The 20,237-nt window shown below is 62.6% G+C and carries 22 protein-coding genes; 7 read left to right on the top strand and 15 right to left on the bottom strand.

Annotated elements, in window-relative coordinates; genetic code table 11:
* Positions 1–72 precede the first annotated feature (72 nt).
* The 3 genes from ASD31_RS22325 to ftsE all read right to left on the bottom strand — a co-directional run bounded on the left by ASD31_RS22325 (position 73) and on the right by ftsE (position 2,525).
* Positions 73–798 (bottom strand): YdcF family protein, encoded by a 726-nt coding sequence (locus tag ASD31_RS22325; protein ID WP_413813829.1) that lies wholly within the window; start codon positions 796–798, stop codon positions 73–75.
* Positions 799–862: 64 nt separating this feature from the next.
* Positions 863–1,873, bottom strand: coding sequence for a cell division protein FtsX (locus tag ASD31_RS22320; RefSeq protein ID WP_056339267.1), 1,011 nt, complete (start codon positions 1,871–1,873; stop codon positions 863–865).
* Positions 1,866–2,525, bottom strand: coding sequence for a cell division ATP-binding protein FtsE (gene ftsE, locus ASD31_RS22315; RefSeq protein WP_082520667.1), 660 nt, complete (start codon positions 2,523–2,525; stop codon positions 1,866–1,868). The genes ASD31_RS22320 and ftsE overlap by 8 nt, the downstream gene beginning before the upstream one ends.
* 270 nt (positions 2,526–2,795) lie before the next feature.
* Between ftsE and ASD31_RS22310 the strand changes: the two genes are divergently transcribed.
* From ASD31_RS22310 to ASD31_RS22300, 3 genes are all read left to right on the top strand, one after another.
* The gene (locus tag ASD31_RS22310; RefSeq protein WP_056339264.1) at positions 2,796–3,461 is read left to right on the top strand and encodes a hypothetical protein; all 666 of its coding nucleotides are present in this window, start codon (positions 2,796–2,798) and stop codon (positions 3,459–3,461) included.
* Positions 3,462–3,534: 73 nt separating this feature from the next.
* Positions 3,535–4,080 (top strand): hypoxanthine phosphoribosyltransferase, encoded by a 546-nt coding sequence (gene hpt, locus ASD31_RS22305; RefSeq protein ID WP_056339262.1) that lies wholly within the window; start codon positions 3,535–3,537, stop codon positions 4,078–4,080.
* A gap of 157 nt (positions 4,081–4,237) precedes the next feature.
* The gene (locus ASD31_RS22300; protein WP_056339464.1) at positions 4,238–4,597 is read left to right on the top strand and encodes a response regulator; all 360 of its coding nucleotides are present in this window, start codon (positions 4,238–4,240) and stop codon (positions 4,595–4,597) included.
* 213 nt (positions 4,598–4,810) lie between these two features.
* On the opposite strand, the gene ASD31_RS22295 is transcribed toward ASD31_RS22300, so the two are convergent.
* The 4 genes from ASD31_RS22295 to argH form a co-directional block, all read right to left on the bottom strand.
* Positions 4,811–7,462: a TIGR02302 family protein gene (locus ASD31_RS22295; RefSeq protein WP_056339260.1), complete on the bottom strand. Its 2,652-nt coding sequence runs from the start codon at positions 7,460–7,462 to the stop codon at positions 4,811–4,813.
* A 141-nt stretch (positions 7,463–7,603) separates the two neighbouring features.
* Positions 7,604–8,872, bottom strand: a complete 1,269-nt coding sequence (gene lysA, locus ASD31_RS22290; RefSeq protein WP_056339259.1) for a diaminopimelate decarboxylase — start codon at positions 8,870–8,872, stop codon at positions 7,604–7,606.
* Positions 8,873–8,884: 12 nt separating this feature from the next.
* Positions 8,885–9,079 (bottom strand): LPS translocon maturation chaperone LptM, encoded by a 195-nt coding sequence (gene lptM, locus ASD31_RS22285; RefSeq protein WP_056339257.1) that lies wholly within the window; start codon positions 9,077–9,079, stop codon positions 8,885–8,887.
* Between the two features lie 93 nt (positions 9,080–9,172).
* Positions 9,173–10,576, bottom strand: a complete 1,404-nt coding sequence (gene argH, locus ASD31_RS22280) for an argininosuccinate lyase (protein ID WP_056339255.1) — start codon at positions 10,574–10,576, stop codon at positions 9,173–9,175.
* A gap of 42 nt (positions 10,577–10,618) precedes the next feature.
* Between argH and tlpA the strand changes: the two genes are divergently transcribed.
* Positions 10,619–11,293 (top strand): thiol:disulfide interchange protein TlpA, encoded by a 675-nt coding sequence (tlpA, locus tag ASD31_RS22275; protein WP_056339461.1) that lies wholly within the window; start codon positions 10,619–10,621, stop codon positions 11,291–11,293.
* 66 nt (positions 11,294–11,359) lie between these two features.
* Here the strand turns inward: tlpA and ASD31_RS22270 are convergent, their stop codons facing one another.
* The 7 genes from ASD31_RS22270 to ASD31_RS22240 all read right to left on the bottom strand — a co-directional run bounded on the left by ASD31_RS22270 (position 11,360) and on the right by ASD31_RS22240 (position 16,908).
* Positions 11,360–12,232: a 3-hydroxybutyryl-CoA dehydrogenase gene (locus ASD31_RS22270; RefSeq protein WP_056339253.1), complete on the bottom strand. Its 873-nt coding sequence runs from the start codon at positions 12,230–12,232 to the stop codon at positions 11,360–11,362.
* A 225-nt stretch (positions 12,233–12,457) separates the two neighbouring features.
* Positions 12,458–13,387: an electron transfer flavoprotein subunit alpha/FixB family protein gene (locus tag ASD31_RS22265; RefSeq protein ID WP_056339251.1), complete on the bottom strand. Its 930-nt coding sequence runs from the start codon at positions 13,385–13,387 to the stop codon at positions 12,458–12,460.
* Positions 13,388–13,411: 24 nt separating this feature from the next.
* Positions 13,412–14,161 (bottom strand): electron transfer flavoprotein subunit beta/FixA family protein, encoded by a 750-nt coding sequence (locus tag ASD31_RS22260; protein ID WP_056339249.1) that lies wholly within the window; start codon positions 14,159–14,161, stop codon positions 13,412–13,414.
* Positions 14,162–14,447: 286 nt separating this feature from the next.
* Entirely contained in the window at positions 14,448–15,242 is a 795-nt protein-coding gene (locus ASD31_RS22255) for a rhomboid family intramembrane serine protease (protein WP_056339247.1), read from the bottom strand.
* 31 nt (positions 15,243–15,273) lie between these two features.
* Entirely contained in the window at positions 15,274–15,852 is a 579-nt protein-coding gene (locus tag ASD31_RS22250; protein ID WP_056339244.1) for a cob(I)yrinic acid a,c-diamide adenosyltransferase, read from the bottom strand.
* Positions 15,853–15,855: 3 nt separating this feature from the next.
* Positions 15,856–16,053, bottom strand: a complete 198-nt coding sequence (locus tag ASD31_RS22245; protein WP_056339243.1) for a twin transmembrane helix small protein — start codon at positions 16,051–16,053, stop codon at positions 15,856–15,858.
* A 21-nt stretch (positions 16,054–16,074) separates the two neighbouring features.
* The gene (locus ASD31_RS22240) at positions 16,075–16,908 is read right to left on the bottom strand and encodes an SDR family oxidoreductase (RefSeq protein ID WP_056339241.1); all 834 of its coding nucleotides are present in this window, start codon (positions 16,906–16,908) and stop codon (positions 16,075–16,077) included.
* Between the two features lie 91 nt (positions 16,909–16,999).
* Between ASD31_RS22240 and ASD31_RS22235 the strand changes: the two genes are divergently transcribed.
* A complete protein-coding gene (locus tag ASD31_RS22235) occupies positions 17,000–17,914 on the top strand; it encodes a YihY/virulence factor BrkB family protein (protein WP_056339238.1) in 915 nt (304 codons plus the stop codon).
* On the opposite strand, the gene gluQRS is transcribed toward ASD31_RS22235, so the two are convergent.
* Positions 17,909–18,796, bottom strand: coding sequence for a tRNA glutamyl-Q(34) synthetase GluQRS (gene gluQRS, locus ASD31_RS22230; protein WP_056339459.1), 888 nt, complete (start codon positions 18,794–18,796; stop codon positions 17,909–17,911). The two genes, ASD31_RS22235 and gluQRS, sit on opposite strands and share 6 nt — an antisense overlap.
* A 100-nt stretch (positions 18,797–18,896) precedes the next feature.
* On the opposite strand from gluQRS, the gene ASD31_RS22225 reads away from it, so the two are divergent.
* A complete protein-coding gene (locus ASD31_RS22225; protein WP_056339236.1) occupies positions 18,897–19,544 on the top strand; it encodes a DNA-3-methyladenine glycosylase family protein in 648 nt (215 codons plus the stop codon).
* Between the two features lie 107 nt (positions 19,545–19,651).
* Positions 19,652–20,209, top strand: a complete 558-nt coding sequence (locus ASD31_RS22220) for an HNH endonuclease (RefSeq protein WP_056339235.1) — start codon at positions 19,652–19,654, stop codon at positions 20,207–20,209.
* Positions 20,210–20,237: the final 28 nt, after the last annotated feature.

Here is a 20,237-nt window from a genome sequence, read left to right as displayed (position 1 = left end):
TGCCTACACGAATATTGCCCGGAGGAAAACAGCCCCGAGTCCGGATGTCGCAAGTCCGGGCCTCACGCGATCCTACTCGGAGGATGTCGCGGCTGGGTCCTTGTCCTTGCGCAGCCCGCTTGCGGTATGGGCGCCGATACTGTCGCGGATCGAGGCGACAGTCAGCTTGGCATATTCGGACAGGATGGTCTTCAGCACCATCGGATTCCGCAGCCAGTTGGTGCTCTTTAGGTCGGAATTGACGACGGGATAGGCGATGAACGCAATGTCCGGATTGGCCCGGCGCAATTCCAGCAGGCTGCGCGGCATGTGATAATTGTTGGTGACCACCAGAATGCTGCGATAGCCGTTATCGCGAATCCAGTTGGCCGTTTCGTTGGCATTGCCGATCGTGTCGATCGCGTCATGGCCGATATCGACGCAGCACTTGAACAGGTCCGCCGAACTCTGGGTATTCCGCCGGATCTGGCTGCGGGTGGTCGATGGATTGACGCCGGATATCAGCAGTCGCCGGCCGGCGCCGCCTTTCAGCAGATCGACCGCCTGGTCTATCCGCTGGAAGCCGCCCGTCAGCACGACGATCGCGTCGGCCTTGGGGTCTGCGGGCGGCTGCATGGATGCAACGCTATCTGCGAAATAGAGGAACCCCGCGGCGGCGCATCCGGCGAGAACGAGAAGCACGTAGAAGGTCAGCCGCACGAGCCGGCGGCGACGGCTTACCTGCCGCCGCATGAGCCTGCCCTTGCGTCGTCCCGTGATGACCTCTTCAATTCTGTTTTCGGGCACTCCGCCAGCCATGGTGATTCTTCCATAGGGGCAGATTGCGGCAAGGGATGGATGGAACGCAATGCAATCATTGCCGTCACGCCTGATTGCCGTCGATGCGTGCCGGATCTGATCTGATCAGGTCGATTTCGTAAATGGTCCGCATCACCGTGAAGCGGGCGGTGAGCGTGGTCAGCAGCGCCACGATGATCATGACGGCGGCAATGCCGAGATAGCCGCTGAAGCCGATGGAAAAAGAGCCGAACATGGCCGTCGCCTGGTCGCTTTCCGGCGTTGCCAACGACCGTGACTGCCAGACACCGGCAACGGCAAAGCAGGTTGCGGCCAGTAGCCCGCCGGCGCCGGCGCCCTTCAAGCTGATCTTGAGGAAATGCTTCTGGAACTCCGAGGCGACGAAGCCGGCCTCGGCGCCGACGAAATGCAGGACCTCGACGATGTGGCGATTGCCCGAAAGCGTGCCGCGGGTGGCGAAGATGACGGTCAGCACCATGGCGGAGAAGACCAGCACCAGCACGCCGGTGCCGATCAGCGCCGTCGTATGCGCCATGGCCACCAGCCGGTCTACCCAGGTCCGGTGATCATCGAGATAGGCCTGCGGGATGGTCTCCGTCAGCGCCTTGCGCATGGCGGCGAAGTCGGGCGGGTTCTGCTCGTCGATGGTGATGATGACGAGGCGTGGCACCGGCAAATCGTCGAGCACGAGGCCTTCGCCAAGCCAGGGTTCCAGCAGCCGGGCCGTCGCCGTCTTGTCGACGATGGTGCCGTCTGTCGTGCCCTCGAAGGCCAGCGCCAGGTCGCGGGCGTCGGCCAGCGCCTTTTCCATGTCCAGTTTTTCGTCCGGCTTGATCTGGATGGTGATCTCGCGGGAGATCTCGCTCTGCCAGCTTTGGGCGGTCGCACGCACCATGCTGACCGCGCCGAGCGTCAGGCAGGCGAGGAAGGCCATGATGGCGATGACCAGCATCAGCGCATTGCCCGAGACATTGCCGGGCGGCACAATCGGTGCCGTCGGGCGCACCCGAAGCGCCGATTTGCGCTCCGGCGGTGCGTCCTGCGGCGGTCGGTCGGTGGCGCGTGCATCACTCATAGATATCGAGCCGCCCCTGGGAAAGGATCATCCGCCGGGCCTCGACCTGGTCCATCAGCGACAGGTCATGGGTGGCGATGACCACGGCGGTGCCGAGCCGGTTCAGTTCGAGAAAGAGGCTGAGCAGCCGGCGCGCCATCGGCGGATCGACATTGCCGGTGGGCTCGTCGGCGAGCAGGATTTCCGGCCGGTCGATCAGGGCGCGGGCGATGGCGGCGCGCTGCTTCTCGCCGCCAGAAAGCACCGGCGGCAGCACATTGATCCGCTCGCCCAGCCCGACCCAGCCGAGCAGTTCGAGAACATCGGCGCGATAGGAGGTTTCGTCTTTGCCGCGCACCCGCAGCGGCAGCGCGACATTCTCGTAGGTCGTCAGGTGATCGAGCAGCTGGAAATCCTGGAAAACGATGCCGATCCGGCGCCGCAGCATCGGAAATTCGTCGCGCGGGATGCTCGATATGTTGCGGTCGAACATGCGGATCAGGCCGCGCGTCGGCTGCAGCGATAAAAACAGCAGCCTGAGCAGCGTCGTCTTGCCCGCGCCGGAGGGGCCGGTCAGGAACTGGAAAGATTTCCTGGGAATGTCGAACGTCAGGTCGCGGAGAATTTCCGGACCCATTCCATAGCGCAATCCGACATTTTCAAAATGAATCAACGGGTCAGTCCAGCTTTTCGTCAGGCGTGCCTGCCACGCATTCGAGGCAAGCCGATGGCGGTGCGAAATGAGAGTGCGATCGTCGCTGTTACAGCCTCAACATGGTTAAACAGTGGTTAATTTTCCATGAAGCGCAGGCGGCGCGGCCGTCCTTTTCAAATCATTAACCATTTCGATTTACGTTTTGGAAAGCTTTGTTTCAATTCCCGGAATCTGGCCGTCTCCGGCCGGCACTCCGGCGCTGCCCGGCGGGCGGCGAAAGGAGAGACGATGAACGCTTTCCGTTTCAACGGCGCCCGGCGACGGATGGATCTCCTGCCGCCCGATCGACCGGTGCGCATTCATCGCGCCGCCAATATGACGCGCCCCGTCGATATCGTCGATGCCGATTTCGAGACGGTGCCCGCCGGCAGCCGACGCAATGTTTACCCGGTGTTCAACGACAATCGGCGCCCCGCGCCATCCAGAACGCCGAGCCGAAGCCGGGATTCCATGATCGCCACGGCCTTCACGCTTGCCTTGGGTCGATTTGAGCGCCTGCTCCAGGCGGCATCACCCAAGGGTTTCGCCATCCTGGTCACCTGCCTCTGCGCGCCCGTCTTCCTGCTTTTTGCCAGCCTTTCCCCTCATCAGCCGGCATCGGCGTCGGCGCCGGCCCTTTCGCTCGCCGGCGTCACCACTTCGCTGAACGACGCCGATGGAATGAAGGTGTTGTCCGTCTTCGGCGCCATCGAAAACCACTCGCCTCGTGTCGAGCCGGCACCGATCGTTCTTGTCGATGTGATCGCCGGCGGCCAGCGGCGGACCGTCAGCCGGATATCGTCCGGCGAGACCGTGCTTCAGCCTGGAGAAAGCCGTTCCTTTTCCACCCGGCTTCTACACACAGGTGGAAAACTGCCGGAGGTTGCGGTTTCCCTAGACATGGCGAGTGATTAGACGTCATGTCTGTGCTAAGCGGCTAGGAACCGGAGGCGGCGTCTCCACAAAAATATCTCTGGAGACTGCCCGCATGCCCGTTGTCCGTGGAAAGACCATCGAACCGCTTTATTCCGCCGAAGTGATCGCGGCGCGCAATATCGAACTGGCCGAGAAGATCGTAAACGGGCCGATCAACGACCTGCTCGTCATCGCGGTGCTCAAGGGCTCCTTCATCTTCGCCGCCGACCTGATCCGGGCGATGCATACGGCCGGGCTCGCGCCCGAGGTCGAATTCATCACGCTGTCGAGCTACGGAACCGGCACGGTCTCGCAGGGCGTCAAGATCATCAAGGACATCGACAGCGACGTGCACGGCCGCGATGTGCTCCTGATCGACGATATCCTCGAATCGGGCCGCACCCTCACATTCGCCAAGGAACTGATGTACGAGCGCGGCGCAAAATCGGTCTCCATCGCCGTCCTGCTCGACAAGAAGGTCAAGCGCCAGACCGATCTCGAGGCCGACTATGTCGGCTTCGAATGTCCTGATTATTTCGTCGTGGGCTATGGCATGGACGTCGCCTATGCCTTCCGCGAGCTGCCCTTCGTCGGCATCGTCACCGGCGACGCGGAATAGCAAAGAGAACTGTGGAGAGCCCCGGGCCGGCTCTTCGCGTTTACGGAAAACAAAGAAAACTCTGTTGGTCTGGGCCCGCTGCGGCGATGCCGCGCGCCGGTCCGGTGACGTGTCATGCGAGCCGCCCGGCGGAACCGGAGCCGAAACGGAGGCCATGATGGCGAAGATCCTGATTACCGAAGACGAGGACGGCCTGCGCCGTTTCGTGGCCCGCGCGTTGCAACTCGATGGTCACCAGACGGTCGAGGCGGCCGATGGCGCCGAGGGGCTCGCCTGCCTTTCCAATGAAGGTTTCGACCTGCTGCTGTCGGATATCCGCATGCCGGTCATGGATGGGATCGAACTCGTCCACCGTGCCTCCGCCGCCTTTCCATCGCTCAAGATTCTTTTGATGACCGGCTATGCCGAACAGCGCGAACGGGCCGACAATCTGACCGGAAAGGTCATCGACGTGGTCTCCAAGCCGTTCACCCTGCCGGATATCCGCAAGGCGGTCGCGGTGGCGCTGGCGGCTTGAAGCGGGCTTTTGAGGTGGCGGAGAGTTCCCCCCTCTGTCCCTCCGGGACATCTCCCCCTCAAGGGGGGAGATTGGCCGCGAACCTTATGCCTCCCTCACGGGCGATCCATCGAGGGAAAAGAATAATCTCCCCCCTTGAGGGGGAGATGTCACGAAGTGACAGAGGGGGGTAAAGGTGCGGCATACTTAATAGGCGCCGCATATCAAACCCCTTCACCTTATATCCAGCAACCGTTCCAGATATTGCCGCTCCGCCTCGGGTGACGCGTTCGTGCCGAGGCGGCGGCGGATTTCTTCCAGGATTTCGCGGGCGCGTTGCGTGTCGATCTCGTCGGGCACCTTTACCTGGTCGCCGAATTCCGGACCGGCATTCTGCTGGCGACGGCCAAGCGGGTCGCGGCCGTTCTGGCCGTATTGGGGAACGCCCTGGCCCTGGCCCGGTCCTTGCCCCTGGCTCTGCATCTGCTGCATCATGTCCTGCGCGCCGTCGCGCAAAGCCTGCAGCGCGCGGCCCTGACTGCCGACGGCCTGCTCACCTTCACCCTCGCCAAGGGCGCCCGCGGCCCCCTTCATCTCGCGGCCAGCCTCGCCGAAACCCTTGCCGGGCTTGATGCCCATGCCTTCAAGGCCCTTCTGCAATTCACCGAGCTGCTTGCCGAGCTGATCCTGGCGGGCCTGCATGTCCTTCAGCGCCTGCTTCAGTTCCTCGGCGGTCATATTGTCCAAGGGGCTCTGGCCTTGCTGGCCGTCTTCGCCCGGCTGCTGGCCAGGCATGTCGGGCATTTCCTGGCCGAAAAGCTCATTGTCCTCGCCCTGCAACGGGTCGCCCATCTGCAGGCGATCGCGCAGCGCCTGGTCGTGCCGGAAGGTCTCGTCCATCAACTGCTGCTGCTGCTGCATCAGTTCGCCGAGCTTGTCCATCTGCTTGCGCATCTCGCTGTTCTCCTGGCCCTGCTGCTGTTGCATGCGGCCGGCCTGGAGATTGTTCATCATGCGCTGCATTTCCGACAGCATCTGCCGTGCCTGATCCTTGGCGCCGGATTTCGCCAGATTCTCGATCTGGTTCATCATCTTTTCCAGATCCTGCTGGCGCAGGACATTGTTGCGGTCGGGGTTGGCGGCCATTTGCGGGTTCTTCGCGGCCTGCCTTGCGAGCGCCTCCATATAGTCCTGCATCGCCTCGCGCAGTTCCTGCATCAGCTTGGAAATTTCCGCGTCGGGTGCATTCCTTTCCAGCGCCTCGGATAGTTTTTGCTGGGCGTCGCGCAGCCGCTTGTCGGCCAGCGCCATGTCGCCGCCCTCGATGCCCAAAGCGATTTCCCAGAGATGGCCTGCCGCGTCGCGCAGCATGTCGTCATTGCGCGACAGGGCCATGCGGGTGCGGGCGGATTGCAGGAGAAGGAAATGCGTGAGGTTGGGAATGGTCTCGTCCGGCCGGGCCGTCAGCGCGTCGTTGAGGTCGAGCGCACGCGGCAGTTCGTTGGCGTCGAGCGCAAAGACCTGTCGCTGTTCGGCGACAGCACCTGCCAGCGGCTCGAAGAAGGGCCGGGCGGGCAGGATCATATCCTGTGGCACGCTGCGTCCTTCCTGGCCTGCTGCATCCCTCGCAACGAGCGTGACGCGCACGCGCTTTCCCGAAAGCGGATGTTCGCTGAGATTGCGGCTGGTCAGACCCTTTGCCTCGCGCGCATTGCGCTTGGGAAGATCGAGGCGGTATTCGGGCAGCGGATAGAGCGGCCGTGCACCGGCTGCCTGCTTGTCGAGGGGGATGATCTCGGCCCAGGCCTCATCGAGCCCATAATCGTCCTTTGCCTGGAAGCCGATCTCGAGTGCCGCATTCACCGTGGCGCGCGGAAGGCCGTCGAAGGCGATATCCGGCACGGCGTCGGGGATCACCGCGAAGGTCCATTGTTGGCCGCCGACGGAAAGCATGCCGTCCTTGGTGATTTTCATCAGATGGGTAGCGCTGCCCTGGCCCGCCGTCTCCCGAGCCCCTGCCTGCGCCGAGGTCTTTTCCGCGCCCGAAGGCTTTACTGCCTGGGCGGCGATGAGCAACGGCTGGGCGGCGCCGTTTTCCAGATAGGTGACAGGCATGTCCGTGCCGCCGCTGGTGACGCGCACCGTCAGTTCGCTGAATTGCGGGATGCGCAACACGTCGCGGCCCGCGACACCAGCCTGTTCCGCGCCCGTCTGCTCAGCTTCCGGCTGCCCGGTGAGAAAGAGCGGCGCGCGGCCGGTATAGGCCGGCGGCGTTACCCAGGCATCGATGCGCATGTCGGGCTGCGTCGAGGCCGGCTGCGGGGGATGGAAGATATCGGAAACCAGGCCCGCTCTGTTCGAATAGGAATAGGCAAAAGCGAGGCAGGCGATCAGCACGGGAATGGCGCGCAGGCCGAAACGGTCGCTGCGGGCGATGTCGGGTTTCGGCAGGCCGGCTTCGAGCGTGCCGACCATGCGGGCCATGCGGGTCTGGTGCTCCTGCCACAGGGCAAGAGCGAAGGTGCCGCCGGTGGCTGGCCGGTCGTCCTGGACGCGGATCGCCTGATGCGGCAGCGCGTTACGCTCTTCCAGCATCCGGTCCGCAGCCGTCACATCGGGGATGCGCAGGCGCAGGAGCGGGATCAATAGCAGGATGAAGGCGGCTGCGAAGACAAACAGGCTGGTCGCATGAAGCCATGCCGGGACGACGCGGAAGAGGCCGAACCAGGCGGCGGACAGGAAGAGCAGCAAAACCGAAATCGGCGGGAGGGCGCGGGGGATCGCCCGTTCGGCGAAGAGAACGATGCGGGCAAGCGTCCGCTTCATCGCCAGGCTCCTGGCAAAGCGCGTCGGCTTCGTCGATGGTTCCCGCCGGATTTTTTTCATCCGTTCCCTTTCAGCGTCCTGAACCCGCTGCAGAGGATAGCACTCTTTGTGGCGAAGACGAGGGCGGCAACAATATCGTGATCGAATTCACCCACCGGAAAGAGGACTTGCGGCCCCGCCGGGCAGGCCGGAAAATCCACTTTAATCCAGCCAGTCCGGTACCGAATCGAGCCCGATCAGTTCCTCGTAGCTGGTGCGCGGGCGTATAACGTGGAACCGGTCGCCGTTCACGAGGACTTCGGGCACGAGAAGGCGGCTGTTATAGGTGCCGGCCTGCACGGCGCCATAGGCGCCGGTGGTGCTCACCGAGATCAGGTCGCCGGGCTTGGGCATCGCCATTTCCCGCTCAAGCGCCAGATAATCGCCGGTTTCGCAGACCGGGCCGACCACATCGGCCCTGATGCGCGGTGCGTTGGCGGCGGAGATGCGCACCGGCTGGATTTCGTGATGGGCATCGTAGAGCGTCGGGCGGATGAGATCGTTCATCGCGGCATCGACGATGACGAAGGTCTTCGAGCCGCCGTCCTTCACATAGATCACCTCGGTGACCATGATGCCGGCATTGCCGACGATCAACCGGCCGGGCTCCAAGATGACCTTGCAGCCGAGTTCGCGCAACTGGTCCTTGACGATCTGGGCATAGGCATCCGGCAAGGGAGGCGGATCGTTGTCCTGCCTGTAGGGAATGCCCAGCCCACCGCCGACATCGACATGGTCGATGCTGTGGCCATCGGCCCTCAGCGTCTCCACAAGTTCGCGCAAGAGCCGGAACGCATCCTCGAACGGCTGCAGATCGGTGATCTGGCTGCCGATATGCATGTCGATCCCGGTGATCCTGATGCCGGGCAGGGTGGCAGCATAGGCATAGACGGCGCGGGCGCGCTCCCAGTTTATGCCGAACTTGTTTTCCTTCTTGCCGGTCGAGATCTTCGCATGGGTCTTTGCATCGACATCCGGATTGATGCGGAAGGAGACATTGGCCCGCTTGCCCTCGCGCACGGCGCGGGCATTGAGGATGTCGAGTTCCGGTTCGGATTCGACGTTGAAGCAGTAGATGCCGGCCGCCAGCGCGAAATCCATTTCCGCAACGGTCTTGCCGACGCCCGAAAACAGGATGCGGCTTGCCGGGATGCCTGCCGCCAGCGCACGGCGCAGCTCGCCGCCTGACACCACGTCGATCCCGGCGCCGAGCCGGCCGAGCGTCTTCAGCACCGCCTGGTTGGAATTGGCCTTCATCGCGTAGCAGACCATGGCATCGATATCGGAGAAGGCCCGGGCAAAGACCGAATAATGCCGCTCCAGCGTTGCCGTCGAATAGCAATAGAACGGCGTGCCTACGGCCTTGGCAATGTCCATGACGGAAACGTCTTCTGCGTGCAGGACGCCGTCGCGATAATCGAAATGGTTCAAGGGAGCGCTCTGTTAAAGGAGGGGATCGAGGAGGAAGGGCCTGCCCTGCGCTTCATCCTTTTTTTCGACGGTGCCCGGGGCGGCCTTGGTGTTGATCGGCTGGGACGAGCCCGGGCGATCGAGATCGCCCTTGCGGCCGCAGCCGGACAGCGTCATGCAGGCCACGGCAAGACTTGCAAGCAGAATGGTGGTGTTTCGCAGGCGCATGTTCGTTCCCGGTTTGGCAATCAAGCCCTTCGTGCACAGTCGTCAAACCTCATACCGAGTTTTGCAGGCCTTGTGCACCCTGAATCTCGACCCCTAGTTACGCCCGCGCCACCAGGCGATCTGCTTTCTCACTTCGCTCGGCGCCGTGCCGCCGAAGGAGGTGCGGCTGGCGACCGAGGCTTCCACGGTAAGCACGCCGAACACCTTGTCGGTGATGTCGGGATGGATCGCCTGCAGGTCCTGAAGCGAAAGTTCGGCAAGGTCGCAGGCCTTTTCTTCGGCAAGTGCGACGGCGCGGCCGGTGACATGGTGGGCGTCGCGGAAGGGAAGGCCGGCCTCGCGCACCAGCCAGTCGGCAAGGTCGGTGGCCGTGGAATAGCCGGAGCCGGCGGCCGCCTTCATCCGGTCCACCCGGATGGTCATGTCGCGCACCATGCCGGTCATGGCGGCAATCGCCAGTTCCAGGCTCTCGGCGCTGTCGAAGACCTGTTCCTTGTCTTCCTGCATGTCCTTGGAATAGGCGAGCGGCAGGCCCTTCATCACCGTCAGGAGCGCGACCAGTGAACCATTGATGCGGCCGGTCTTGGCGCGCACCAGTTCGGCCGCGTCCGGGTTCTTCTTCTGCGGCATGATCGAGGAACCGGTAGAGAAGGCATCCGACAGCCGCACGAAGCCGAACTGCGGCGTCGACCAGATGACGATTTCTTCTGCCAACCGCGAAAGATGCGTGGCGCAGATCGAGGCGATCGACAGGAATTCCAGCGCGAAATCTCGGTCGGATACGGTGTCGATCGAGTTACGGGTCGGCTCGCGGAAACCGAGTGCCTTGGCAGTCATGTGCCGGTCGATCGGAAAGCCGGTGCCGGCAAGGGCGGCGGCCCCAATCGGGCTTTCATCCATATGTTCGATGGCGTGGCGCACCCGCTGGCGGTCGCGGCCGAACATTTCCACATAGGCCATGCAGTGATGGCCAAACGTCACCGGCTGGGCCGTCTGCAGATGGGTGAAGCCCGGCATCACCGTTTCGGCATGTTCTTCGGCGCGGTCGAGGAAGGCGGCGATCAGGGCCGTCAGCATGGCCTCGCATTTCTGCAGTTCTTCCTTCACCCAGAGGCGGAAGTCGAGCGCCACCTGGTCGTTGCGGGAGCGGGCGGTGTGCAGGCGCCCGGCGGCCGGGCCGATCAGGGTGGCAAGCCGCGCCTCTATATTCATGTGAATGTCTTCGAGCCGGCGGGAGAATTCGAACTTTCCGCTTTCGATCTCTGACAGGATCGTGTCGAGGCCGTGAACGATCTTGTCTTTATCCTCGGTCGAAATGATGCCTTGATGGGCCAGCATGGTCGCATGCGCCATTGAGCCGCGGATGTCCTGGGCGAAAAGCTTCTTGTCGAAGCCGATCGAGGCATTTATCTCCTCCATGATCGCCGCCGGTCCTTCCGCGAAGCGCCCGCCCCACATCTGGTTGGAGCTTTTGGTTTCAGAAGTGCCGTCGCCCATGAAGAATGCCCGCCCTGGAGAATGACCGTTTTGGAAAATGAAGTGACAGACCGAAAGAAACGCCTTCCCGTCGCCGGTTGGGTGGCGATCGCCGTGGTTTTCGGGCTGATCGCCGGTGCGGCAGGGGTATACGTCAGGGAAAGCGGGTCTGGCAATGGCGCGCCGGCGGAAACCGCTGCCGCAAAGGCCTGCGAGGCGTCAAAAGACCAGGTCGCGGCGATCACGCCGTTCCTGAAGGGGCAGGTGGCCGCCATGGCGCCGGTCAGCGTTCCACGCCCGATCGAGGGGCTGGCCTTCAAGGGAAGCGACGGCAAGGACCTGACACTTGCCGATTTTACCGGCAGGACGGTGCTCCTCAATCTCTGGGCAACCTGGTGCGTGCCCTGCCGTGAGGAGATGCCGGCGCTGAATGCCCTGCAGAAGGCTGAAGGCGGAGACGGGTTCGAGGTGGTTGCCGTCAACATCGATATCGGCGACGACGAGAAGCCGAAGGCTTTCCTCGACGAGACCGGCGTGCACGAACTCGCCTATTACCGCGATGCCTCCATGGGCGTTTTCAACGTCCTGAAGAAGGAAGGCCTGGCCTTCGGCCTGCCGGCAACTCTGCTCATCGACGACAAGGGCTGCCTGATCGGTTCGATGAACGGCCCGGCCGCCTGGGACAGCGAGGATGCGAAGGCGCTGGTCAGGGCTGCGACAACGGCGCCGAATTCCTGATTGGTTGACAGAATCAGACCAGTGTCTTTCCCGCCTGTGTGAGAAAGACTCCCTTTATTGCTCGTCCTACCGTGTCGGCACCGGGACTTCGCCGCGATAGTCGTAGAAGCCTCGGCCCGATTTGCGGCCGAGCCAGCCGGCTTCGACATATTTGACGAGAAGCGGGCAGGGGCGGTATTTCGAATCCGCCAGGCCGTCATGCAGCACCTGCATGATCGACAGGCAGGTGTCGAGGCCGATGAAGTCGGCAAGCTGCAGCGGACCCATCGGGTGATTGGCGCCGAGCTTCATGGCCGTATCGATGGCATCGACGCTGCCGACGCCTTCGTAGAGCGTGTAGATCGCCTCGTTGATCATCGGCAGAAGAATGCGGTTGACGATGAAGGCCGGGAAATCCTCGGCGACCGTGATCGTCTTGTCGAGGGTGGTTACGAACTGCTTGGCCGTCGAGAACGTACCCTCTTCGGTGGCGATACCGCGCACCAGTTCCACCAGTTTCATCACCGGCACCGGATTCATGAAATGGATGCCCATGAAGCGTTCCGGCCGGTCGGTGGCCGATGCCAGGCGGGTGATCGACAGGGAGGAGGTGTTGGTGGCGAGAATGGCGTCCGCCTTCAGCACCGGACAGACCTGACCGTAGATCTTGCGCTTGACGCTCTCGTCCTCGGTTGCCGCCTCGATCACCAGGTCCATGGGCGAGAGGTCGTTGACATCGGAGGACCCCTTGATCAGCGACAGGGCCTTCTTGCGTTCTTCGTCGTCCAGCTTGCCGGAGGAAACCTGACGCGCCAGGTTGCCGTTGATGGTGGCAAGGCCTGCTTCGACGCGATCGGGGGAAATGTCGTAGATATGCACCTTGTAACCGGCCGCCGCCGATACCTGGGCGATGCCGCAGCCCATCTGTCCCGCGCCAACAATTCCGACATTCTTGATCATCTAGCCGACTTCCATCATCCATGCGAAAGCGCAGGTGCACTTCCGTTCAGCAAAAAAAGTATTGGCCGCCGCATGCCGCAGAAGCCCGGTGCCAGTGATAAAGGCAATGTCGCCGATTTTCCAGCCTTATTCGCGTCGCAGCAGCCTGTTGCGGCGCGTGATAGTTTCAGAAACGAAAACGGCCGCGCCAGGATGCGCGGCCGTCGAATTCTGTAGGAGAAAGGGTCACAGCGCCTTTTCGAGTTCCGGAAGGATTTCGAAGAGGTCGCCGACGAGGCCGTAATCGGCGACCTGGAAGATCGGGGCTTCCTCGTCCTTGTTGATGGCGACGATGACCTTCGAGTCCTTCATGCCGGCGAGATGTTGGATGGCGCCGGAAATGCCGCAGGCGATATAGAGCTGCGGGGCAACGACTTTGCCGGTCTGGCCGACCTGCCAGTCATTCGGGGCGTAGCCCGCATCGACGGCAGCGCGGGAGGCACCGACCGCGGCACCGAGCTTGTCGGCGACGGGCAGGATGACCGACTGGAACTTTTCCGAGGAACCAAGCGCGCGACCGCCGGAGATGATGATCTTGGCGGAGGTCAGTTCCGGGCGGTCGGAGGAAGAGAGTGCGTCCTTGACGAAGCTGGACAGGCCCGGATTGGCCGCGGCCGAGACGGGTTCGATCGCTGCCGAACCGCCTTCCGACGCCGAGGCGAAGGAGGCCGTGCGCACGGTGATCACCTTCTTCGGATCGCTGGTCTGGACGGTCTGGATGGCGTTGCCCGCATAGATCGGCCGCTTGAACGTATCAGCCGAAAGGACTTCGGTGATTTCCGAAACCTGGACGATATCGAGCAGGGCTGCAACGCGCGGCGCGACATTCTTGCCGACGGAGGTGGCGGCCGCGACGATCGTGTCGTAGCTGCCGGCCAACGAGACGATGAGGGCCGCCAGCGGCTCAGCCAGATTATTGGCCAGGTCGTCGCTTTCGGCGAGCAGAACCTTGGAGACGCCGGTGAGTTTCGCGGCGGCATCGGCTGCGCCCTTCGCGCCCTTGCCGGCGACCAGCACATGAACGTCGCCGCCCATCTGGGTGGCGGCCGTCAGCGCCTTGGCAGTCTGGTCGGACAGGCTTGCATTGTCGTGGTCTGCCAGAAGAAGAATGGCCATGGTTTAGTCTCCCTTTCCTGGACCTTAGAGGACGCCAGCTTCGTTTTTCAGCTTGTCGACGAGTTCGGCGACGGTCTTCACCTTGATGCCGGCCTTGCGGCCTTCCGGCTCCTCGGTCTTCAGCACCTTCAGGCGGGCGGCCGTATCGACGCCGAAATCGGCCGGCGTCTTCTTGTCGAGCGGCTTCTTCTTGGCCTTCATGATATTGGGCAGCGAGGCATAGCGCGGCTCGTTCAGGCGAAGATCGGTGGTCACCACCGCCGGCAGCTTGATCTCGATCGTCTGCAGACCGCCATCCACTTCGCGGGTCACTTCCGCCTTGCCGTCGCCGATCACGACTTTCGAGGCGAAGGTGCCCTGCGCCCAACCGAGAAGCGCCGACAGCATCTGGCCGGTCTGGTTGCTGTCGTCGTCGATCGCCTGCTTGCCGACGATGATCAGTCCCGGCTGCTCGGCTTCCGCCACGCCCTTGATGATCTTGGCGACGGCCAGCGGCTCGACCTGATCGTCGGTCTCCACCAGGATCGCCCGGTCGGCGCCCATGGCAAGTGCCGTGCGCAGCGTCTCCTCGGCCTTGGCCGGACCGACCGAGACGACGACGACTTCTTCCGCCTTGCCGGCTTCCTTCAGCCGCAGCGCTTCCTCGACCGAAATTTCATCGAACGGGTTCATCGACATCTTCACATTGGCAAGCTCGACGCCGGAACCATCCGGCTTGACCCGGATCTTCACATTGTAATCGACGACCCGCTTGACGGTGACCAGGATTTTCATGATGTCCTTCCTTACACAATGTTTGCCGGAAAATGCGCTTTAACGAAGCGGCCTGATTGTCGGTTGGCGACATCGATACGCGTTTTTTCTGCAATTACAATCTTTGCGCCTGCCACGGCCGCAAGATTGCCCGGGGAAAATACTGAAGCTCACGACTGCGTCAACAGGAAAGCCTCGTGTCCCCGGCGGCGATCGGCAACGCCCCTTGCGCATCGTGGGATGAAGAGACCACAAACTGCCACTCCGGCGCGAAAACCCCGCTTTTCGCTGGCTTGCGCTACAATGTTCAGGAGGGCCGTCCCCAAGGGCTGGACCTGACGCTTTCGCCCGACGCAGGTGCGGCGGTGATGTCGGCTGCCGCCTCGACATGACGCACGGAGCGAGGCGTGACGATGGTCCGGTCGAACAGCGGCACGCCCCGGCGTCGCAAAATGACAACTAGGACCAGTCCTGCGAGGATGCCGCCGACATGGGCGGCCCAGGATACGGCGCCATCGGGCTCGATGGCCAACATCAGGAATTGCTGGCCGATCCACAGCGCGAGCGGAATGAAGGCGGGCAGCGGCAGCGGGATGCGAAAAAACACCAGCACCCAGACGCGCACCTTCGGATGCAGCAGGAAATAGGCGGCGACGACGCCGGAAATGGCGCCGGATGCGCCGATCAGCGGCGCCTCCGAAGTGGTATCGACAAGCCCATGCGCAAAGGCGCCGGCAGCGGCGCAGAGAAGATAGAAGATCAGGAAGCGAAAATGCCCGAGCGCATCCTCGACATTGTCGCCGAACACCCAGAGAAACAGCATATTGCTGGCCAGATGCCAGAAATCGCCATGCAGGAAGGAATAGCTGAGATAGGTCGCCTCGTCCGGGATCAGGATCAGGCCCGGCGCCAGTTGGGCATAGTCGAAGGCAATGGCGGGGATATAGCCGAGCCCCATGATCGTGGCATCGGAAAAGCTTTCCGTGGCAAAGAGTGGCCCGGTCAGCAGCCACATGACCACATTAATGGCGATCAGCCCGATCGTCACATACTGGACCTTGATATGCTTCAGGGAATTCGTGTCGTGAAGCGGTATGAACATGAAATCCCCTGGAGCGGCGGTCGGTCCGAACTTATCTGTTTTTTCCCGGAATCCAAAGCACGTCGGCCTGTCCCTTTTCGTTCGTCCAGCGAGCCGCGACGAACAGGAAATCGGAGAGCCGGTTGACATAGGCAAGCGCCGGCGGGCTGACGGTTTCGCCGTCCATCCGCGCCAGTTCGACCATCCGCCGTTCCGCCCGCCGCGTCACCGTGCGGGCCATGTGCAGGGCCGCCGCCGCGCCGCTGCCGCCGGGAAGCACGAAGGAGCGCAAGGGCTCAAGATCGGCGTTCAGCATATCGATCTCGGTTTCGAGGCGCGTCACCTGGGCGACGATGATCCGCAGCGGTTCGTAGGCGAGCGTCTCTCCGGTGTCCGGCGTCGAAAGGTCGGCGCCGAGATCGAACAGGTCGTTCTGGATGCGCATCAGCATGCTATCGAGGGTGTCCATGGAGCCCATGTGCTGGCGCGCAAGTCCGATCACGGCATTGGCCTCGTCGATCGTGCCGTAGGCCTCGACCCGCAGGTCGCTCTTCAGCCGGCGTGGCCCGGCGGCAAGCCCGGTGGTGCCGTTGTCGCCGGTCTTCGTATAGATCTTGTTGAGCTTGACCATGGCCTAGCGACCGCCGCCGGTGATCCATAGCGTCAGCATGATCAGCACGATCGCCAGGGCCTGCAGGAAGATGCGGGCCTGCATCAGCTTGTTGGACTTATTGCCGCTGCCGCCTTTTGCCATGGTCATCAGACCACGAATGAGCACGATGACGACAAGGCCCATGACGAGCAGCGTCAGACCTGTCAGGAAACTGTTCATGTGAAGTCCTTTGCTTTCCCGTCAGCCGAGACGGCCGATAAAACGATAGAACAAGGCGGCCGGCAGCAGCTTCTTCAAGAGCGCACCCTGTTTCGCCGGCTGCGTCACGATGTAATGCGGCCTCGGCTCCCTGGCGGTCAAGGCGCGTTTTAGCACAGCATAGACTGCGTCGGGCTCAAGCTTGCCGCGCGCCTTGCCGCTCTCGCCTTTCAGCCGGCGCATCTGTCTTTCATATTCCGCGGCATGTACCGAGCCGGTGAGGTCGATGAAGCGCTCGATATGGGTCACCGCATTGGCTGTGAAGCGGGAGCTTATCGGCCCGGGCTCGATCAGGCTCACCTTTATGCCGCTGCCTTCCAGTTCCATGCGCATCGTCAATGTCAGGCCTTCCAGCGCGAATTTCGAGGCATTGTAGGCGCCCCGCCATTTATAGGGCACGATGCCGAGAATGGACGAACACTGGACGATCCGCCCCTGTCCCTGCGCCCGCATCGCCGGAATCACCCGCCGCGTCAGATCGTGCCAGCCGATGACATTGGTTTCCAGCTGCAGCCGCAGGGCTTCGGTCGGCAGGTCCTCGACCGCGCCCGCCTGGCCATAGGCGCCATTGTTGAACAGCGCGTCCAGCCGGCCGCCGGTTCGGTCAAAAACCTGGTCCACCAGGCTGGATATGGTGTCTGGCCTGGTATAATCCATCAGAAAAGCTTCGATACCGTCATTTTCCAGCGCTGCCAGGTCTTCAGGCCGGCGCACGGTTGCAAAGACCCGCCAGCCGTCTCTGTCAAGAGCACGGGCGCACCAGGCGCCGATGCCCGACGAGCAGCCGGTGACGATGATCGAGGGACGGTTGGACATTCCGGTTTTTCCTGTAGAAATTCGCCCCCGGTTTCCCATATTCGTGCATGGGTTACAATCGCACCCGAAACGAGAGACAGCTGGAGAGGGAATGCCGGCCTTCATACGTATAACCTGGAAGGTCATCTTCGACGCGCTCTGGCATTTCAGTGAAGATGACGGCTGGGCGATGGCAAGCCATGTGGCGCTGTCCACCCTCTTGGCGATCTTTCCCTTCCTGATCTTCGGCACGGCGCTCGGCAGTTTTCTCGGTGCCGACCAGTTTGCGACGACGGCGGTACATTTCATCTTCGACACTTGGCCGGAATCGATCGCCAAGCCGATTTCGGACGAAGTGGTGCAGGTGCTGACCATTCCGCGCGGCGGGCTGCTCACCATATCCGTGCTGGCCGCCGCCTATTTCGCCTCCAACGGCGTGGAGGCCCTGCGCGTCTCGCTCAACCGCGCCTATCGCGTTGCCGAAAGCCGTGCCTGGTACAAGACCCGCGTCGTCAGCCTGGCCTTCGTGCTGGCGGGCGTGCTGGTGCTGGCCATCGTCAGCATTCTCTTGGTCGCGGTGCCGCTCGCCATCCGCTATGCCAGCGTCTATCTTCCCTGGTTCAGCACGCTTCTCACCATGATCGACAGCTGGAGCCTTGCTGGCGTCTTCGTCATGCTGACGACGGCGCTCGTGGTCAGCCATCTGTGGTTGCCCGATGGTCGCCGCAAGATCCTCGATGTTTTGCCGGGCATTATCCTGACGCTCGCCGCCTGGTCTGTCGGTGCCTATGTCTTTGCCTCCTATCTCTCCACCTTCGCCAACTACGTCTCGACCTATGCCGGGCTTGCGTCGATCATGATCGCGCTCGTCTTCCTCTATATTGTCGGGGTCATCTTCATCATCGGCGCGGAGATCAACGCCGCGATCATGAAATACAAGGTCAAGCGCATGGTGATTCAGCATATCAGGGGGCTGGGCGGAGAGGATGCCAAGACGGTCAAAACCCCCGAGAAAACCGTCCTATAGGATCATCGCGCGCAGGTCGTCCGGCGTCTTGCCCGCCTGGCGAAAGGCGGAGATTCCGGTATCGCGATTGCTTTTCGAAAGCTTGCGCCCATCCTCCCCGAGGATCAGGCGATGGTGATGGTAGGCGGGCTGCGGCAAGTCCAGCAATTGCTGCAACAGCCGGTGTACGGAGGTGGCATGGAAGAGATCCCGCCCACGCACCACATGGCTCACGCCCTGCAGCGCATCGTCCACCGTCACCGCCAGATGGTAGCTGGAAGGCGCATCGGAACGTGACAGGATCACATCGCCCCATGCGGCCGGATCGGCCGTGATCGTGCCCGTTTCTCCCTCCGGACCAAACCCGCTTTCCAGCCATGTCGGCGGCTTGCCCACCTGGGCGAGCGCCTTTGCCATATCGAGCCGCCAGGCATATGGCCTGCCGCTTTCAAGCAGGGCGCGCCGATCCGCCGGTGACAAGGTCTTTTCGCTGCCCGGATAGAGCGGCGCGCCATCCGGATCGCGTGGCCATGCCTTGCCCTCTGCCTCGAATACGCTGACGGCATTGCGGATTTCGCCGCGCGTCAGGAAGGCGGGATAGACGAGATCGCGATCGGCCAGCAACTCGAGTGCCTGCCGGTAGACGTCCAGATGGTCCGACTGGCGCCGCACCGGCTCCTCGAAGGAAAGCCCCAGCCAGTCGAGATCCTCGAAGATCGCCGCCTCGAATTCAGGGGTGCAGCGGGCGGCGTCGATATCCTCGACCCGCAGCAGGAAGCGGCCAGCTTCGACCTTGGCCATGTCGTGGTTGAGAAGGGCCGACAGCGCATGGCCGAGATGCAGCAGGCCATTGGGGCTGGGCGCGAAGCGAAACACCGGTGGTTTTGACAAACGTCTATCCATGGTTTCTTTTGGCATGGAAGGACGCGGCCGGCCATCCGTTTTGCTCCGCTGGCGCAGCGGACATGGCATGAGGAGGGCAGCGGCCGCCGGAGGGTTTCGAATGCGGATCATCCGCACCCATGAGGACATTGCCGCCGGGCTTGCCGGCCTGGTGATGCTCGATGCACGGTTGGAACCGGTGGTGGCGAGCGCCGGCCCGGTGCCGCTGCGCCGCGCCGATCCCGGCTATCCGGGCATTGCCAATATCATCGTTTCGCAGATGGTCTCGAAAGCCAGTGCGGCGGCGATCTGGTCGCGCATGGAGACGGCGCTGGGCAAAATCAGCGCCCCTGCGGTCGCCGCCCTGTCGGACGATGATTGCAGGGCGGTGGGACTGTCACGGGCAAAGGCCGATGCGCTGCGGCGGGTGGCGCGCGTCGTCCTGGACGGCGAGCTCGACCTGGAGGCGATCTGCCTGATGGACGGCGCCACCGCAATCGCCGAGCTTACGGCGATCAAGGGGATCGGCGGCTGGACGGCGCAGGTCTATCTGCTGTTCTGCGCCGGCCATCCGGACGTCTTTCCCGTGGGCGATGTGGCGCTGCAAAATGCCGTCGGTCATGCTCTGGCGCTTGATGCTCGGCCTTCGGCGCGCGAGCTCGAAGCGCTGACGGAACTGTGGTCTCCCTGGCGCAGCGTCGCCGCCCGGCTTTTCTGGGCCTATTACGCCACCCAGATGCGGCGCGACGGCCTGCCGGTGCCACCCTAGAAAAAAGCGAATCTTTCGCCCGACTTTTTCCTTTTATCTTCACAATCCTGACGCAACGCGCCTAATATAGAAGGTACAGGTGCCGAATCGAGCGGGAGTATACTGGCTTGACGATTGCAGTCTCACCACATGGCCTTCCGGCGCTCGTGCTGAACGCTGACTATAGGCCGCTGAGTTACTATCCCTTGTCGCTCTGGTCCTGGCAGGACGCGATCAAGGCCGTCTTTCTCGACCGTGTGCATATCCTGGCCGAATACGAGCATCAGGTGTCCTCGCCGAGCTTTTCCATGCGCCTGCCGAGCGTCGTCTGCCTGAAGAGCTATGTCCAGCCGTCGCGCCATCCGGCCTTCACCCGGTTCAACGTCTTTCTGCGCGACCGGTTCGAATGCCAGTATTGCGGCTCGCCCGACGATCTGACCTTCGATCATGTGATCCCGCGCTGCTGCGGCGGCCAGACCACCTGGGAAAATGTCGTGGCCGCCTGTTCGCCCTGCAATCTGCGCAAGGGCGGCAAGCTGCCACGCCAGGCCGGCATGTTCCCGCACCAGAAGCCGTTCCATCCGACCGTGCAGGATCTCCACAACAACGGCCGGCTGTTCCCGCCCAACCATCTGCACCAGAGCTGGATGGACTATCTCTACTGGGATGTGGAACTGCAGCCGTAATCTTCTCCGGGATTTTCCCTGAGCCGTC

This window comes from Rhizobium sp. Root482 (genome assembly GCF_001426565.1).
Taxonomy (GTDB): Bacteria; Pseudomonadota; Alphaproteobacteria; order Rhizobiales; family Rhizobiaceae; genus Pararhizobium.
The sequence above is the reverse complement of the archived record's forward strand: the minus strand, read 5'-3'. Positions and strand labels throughout refer to the sequence as shown.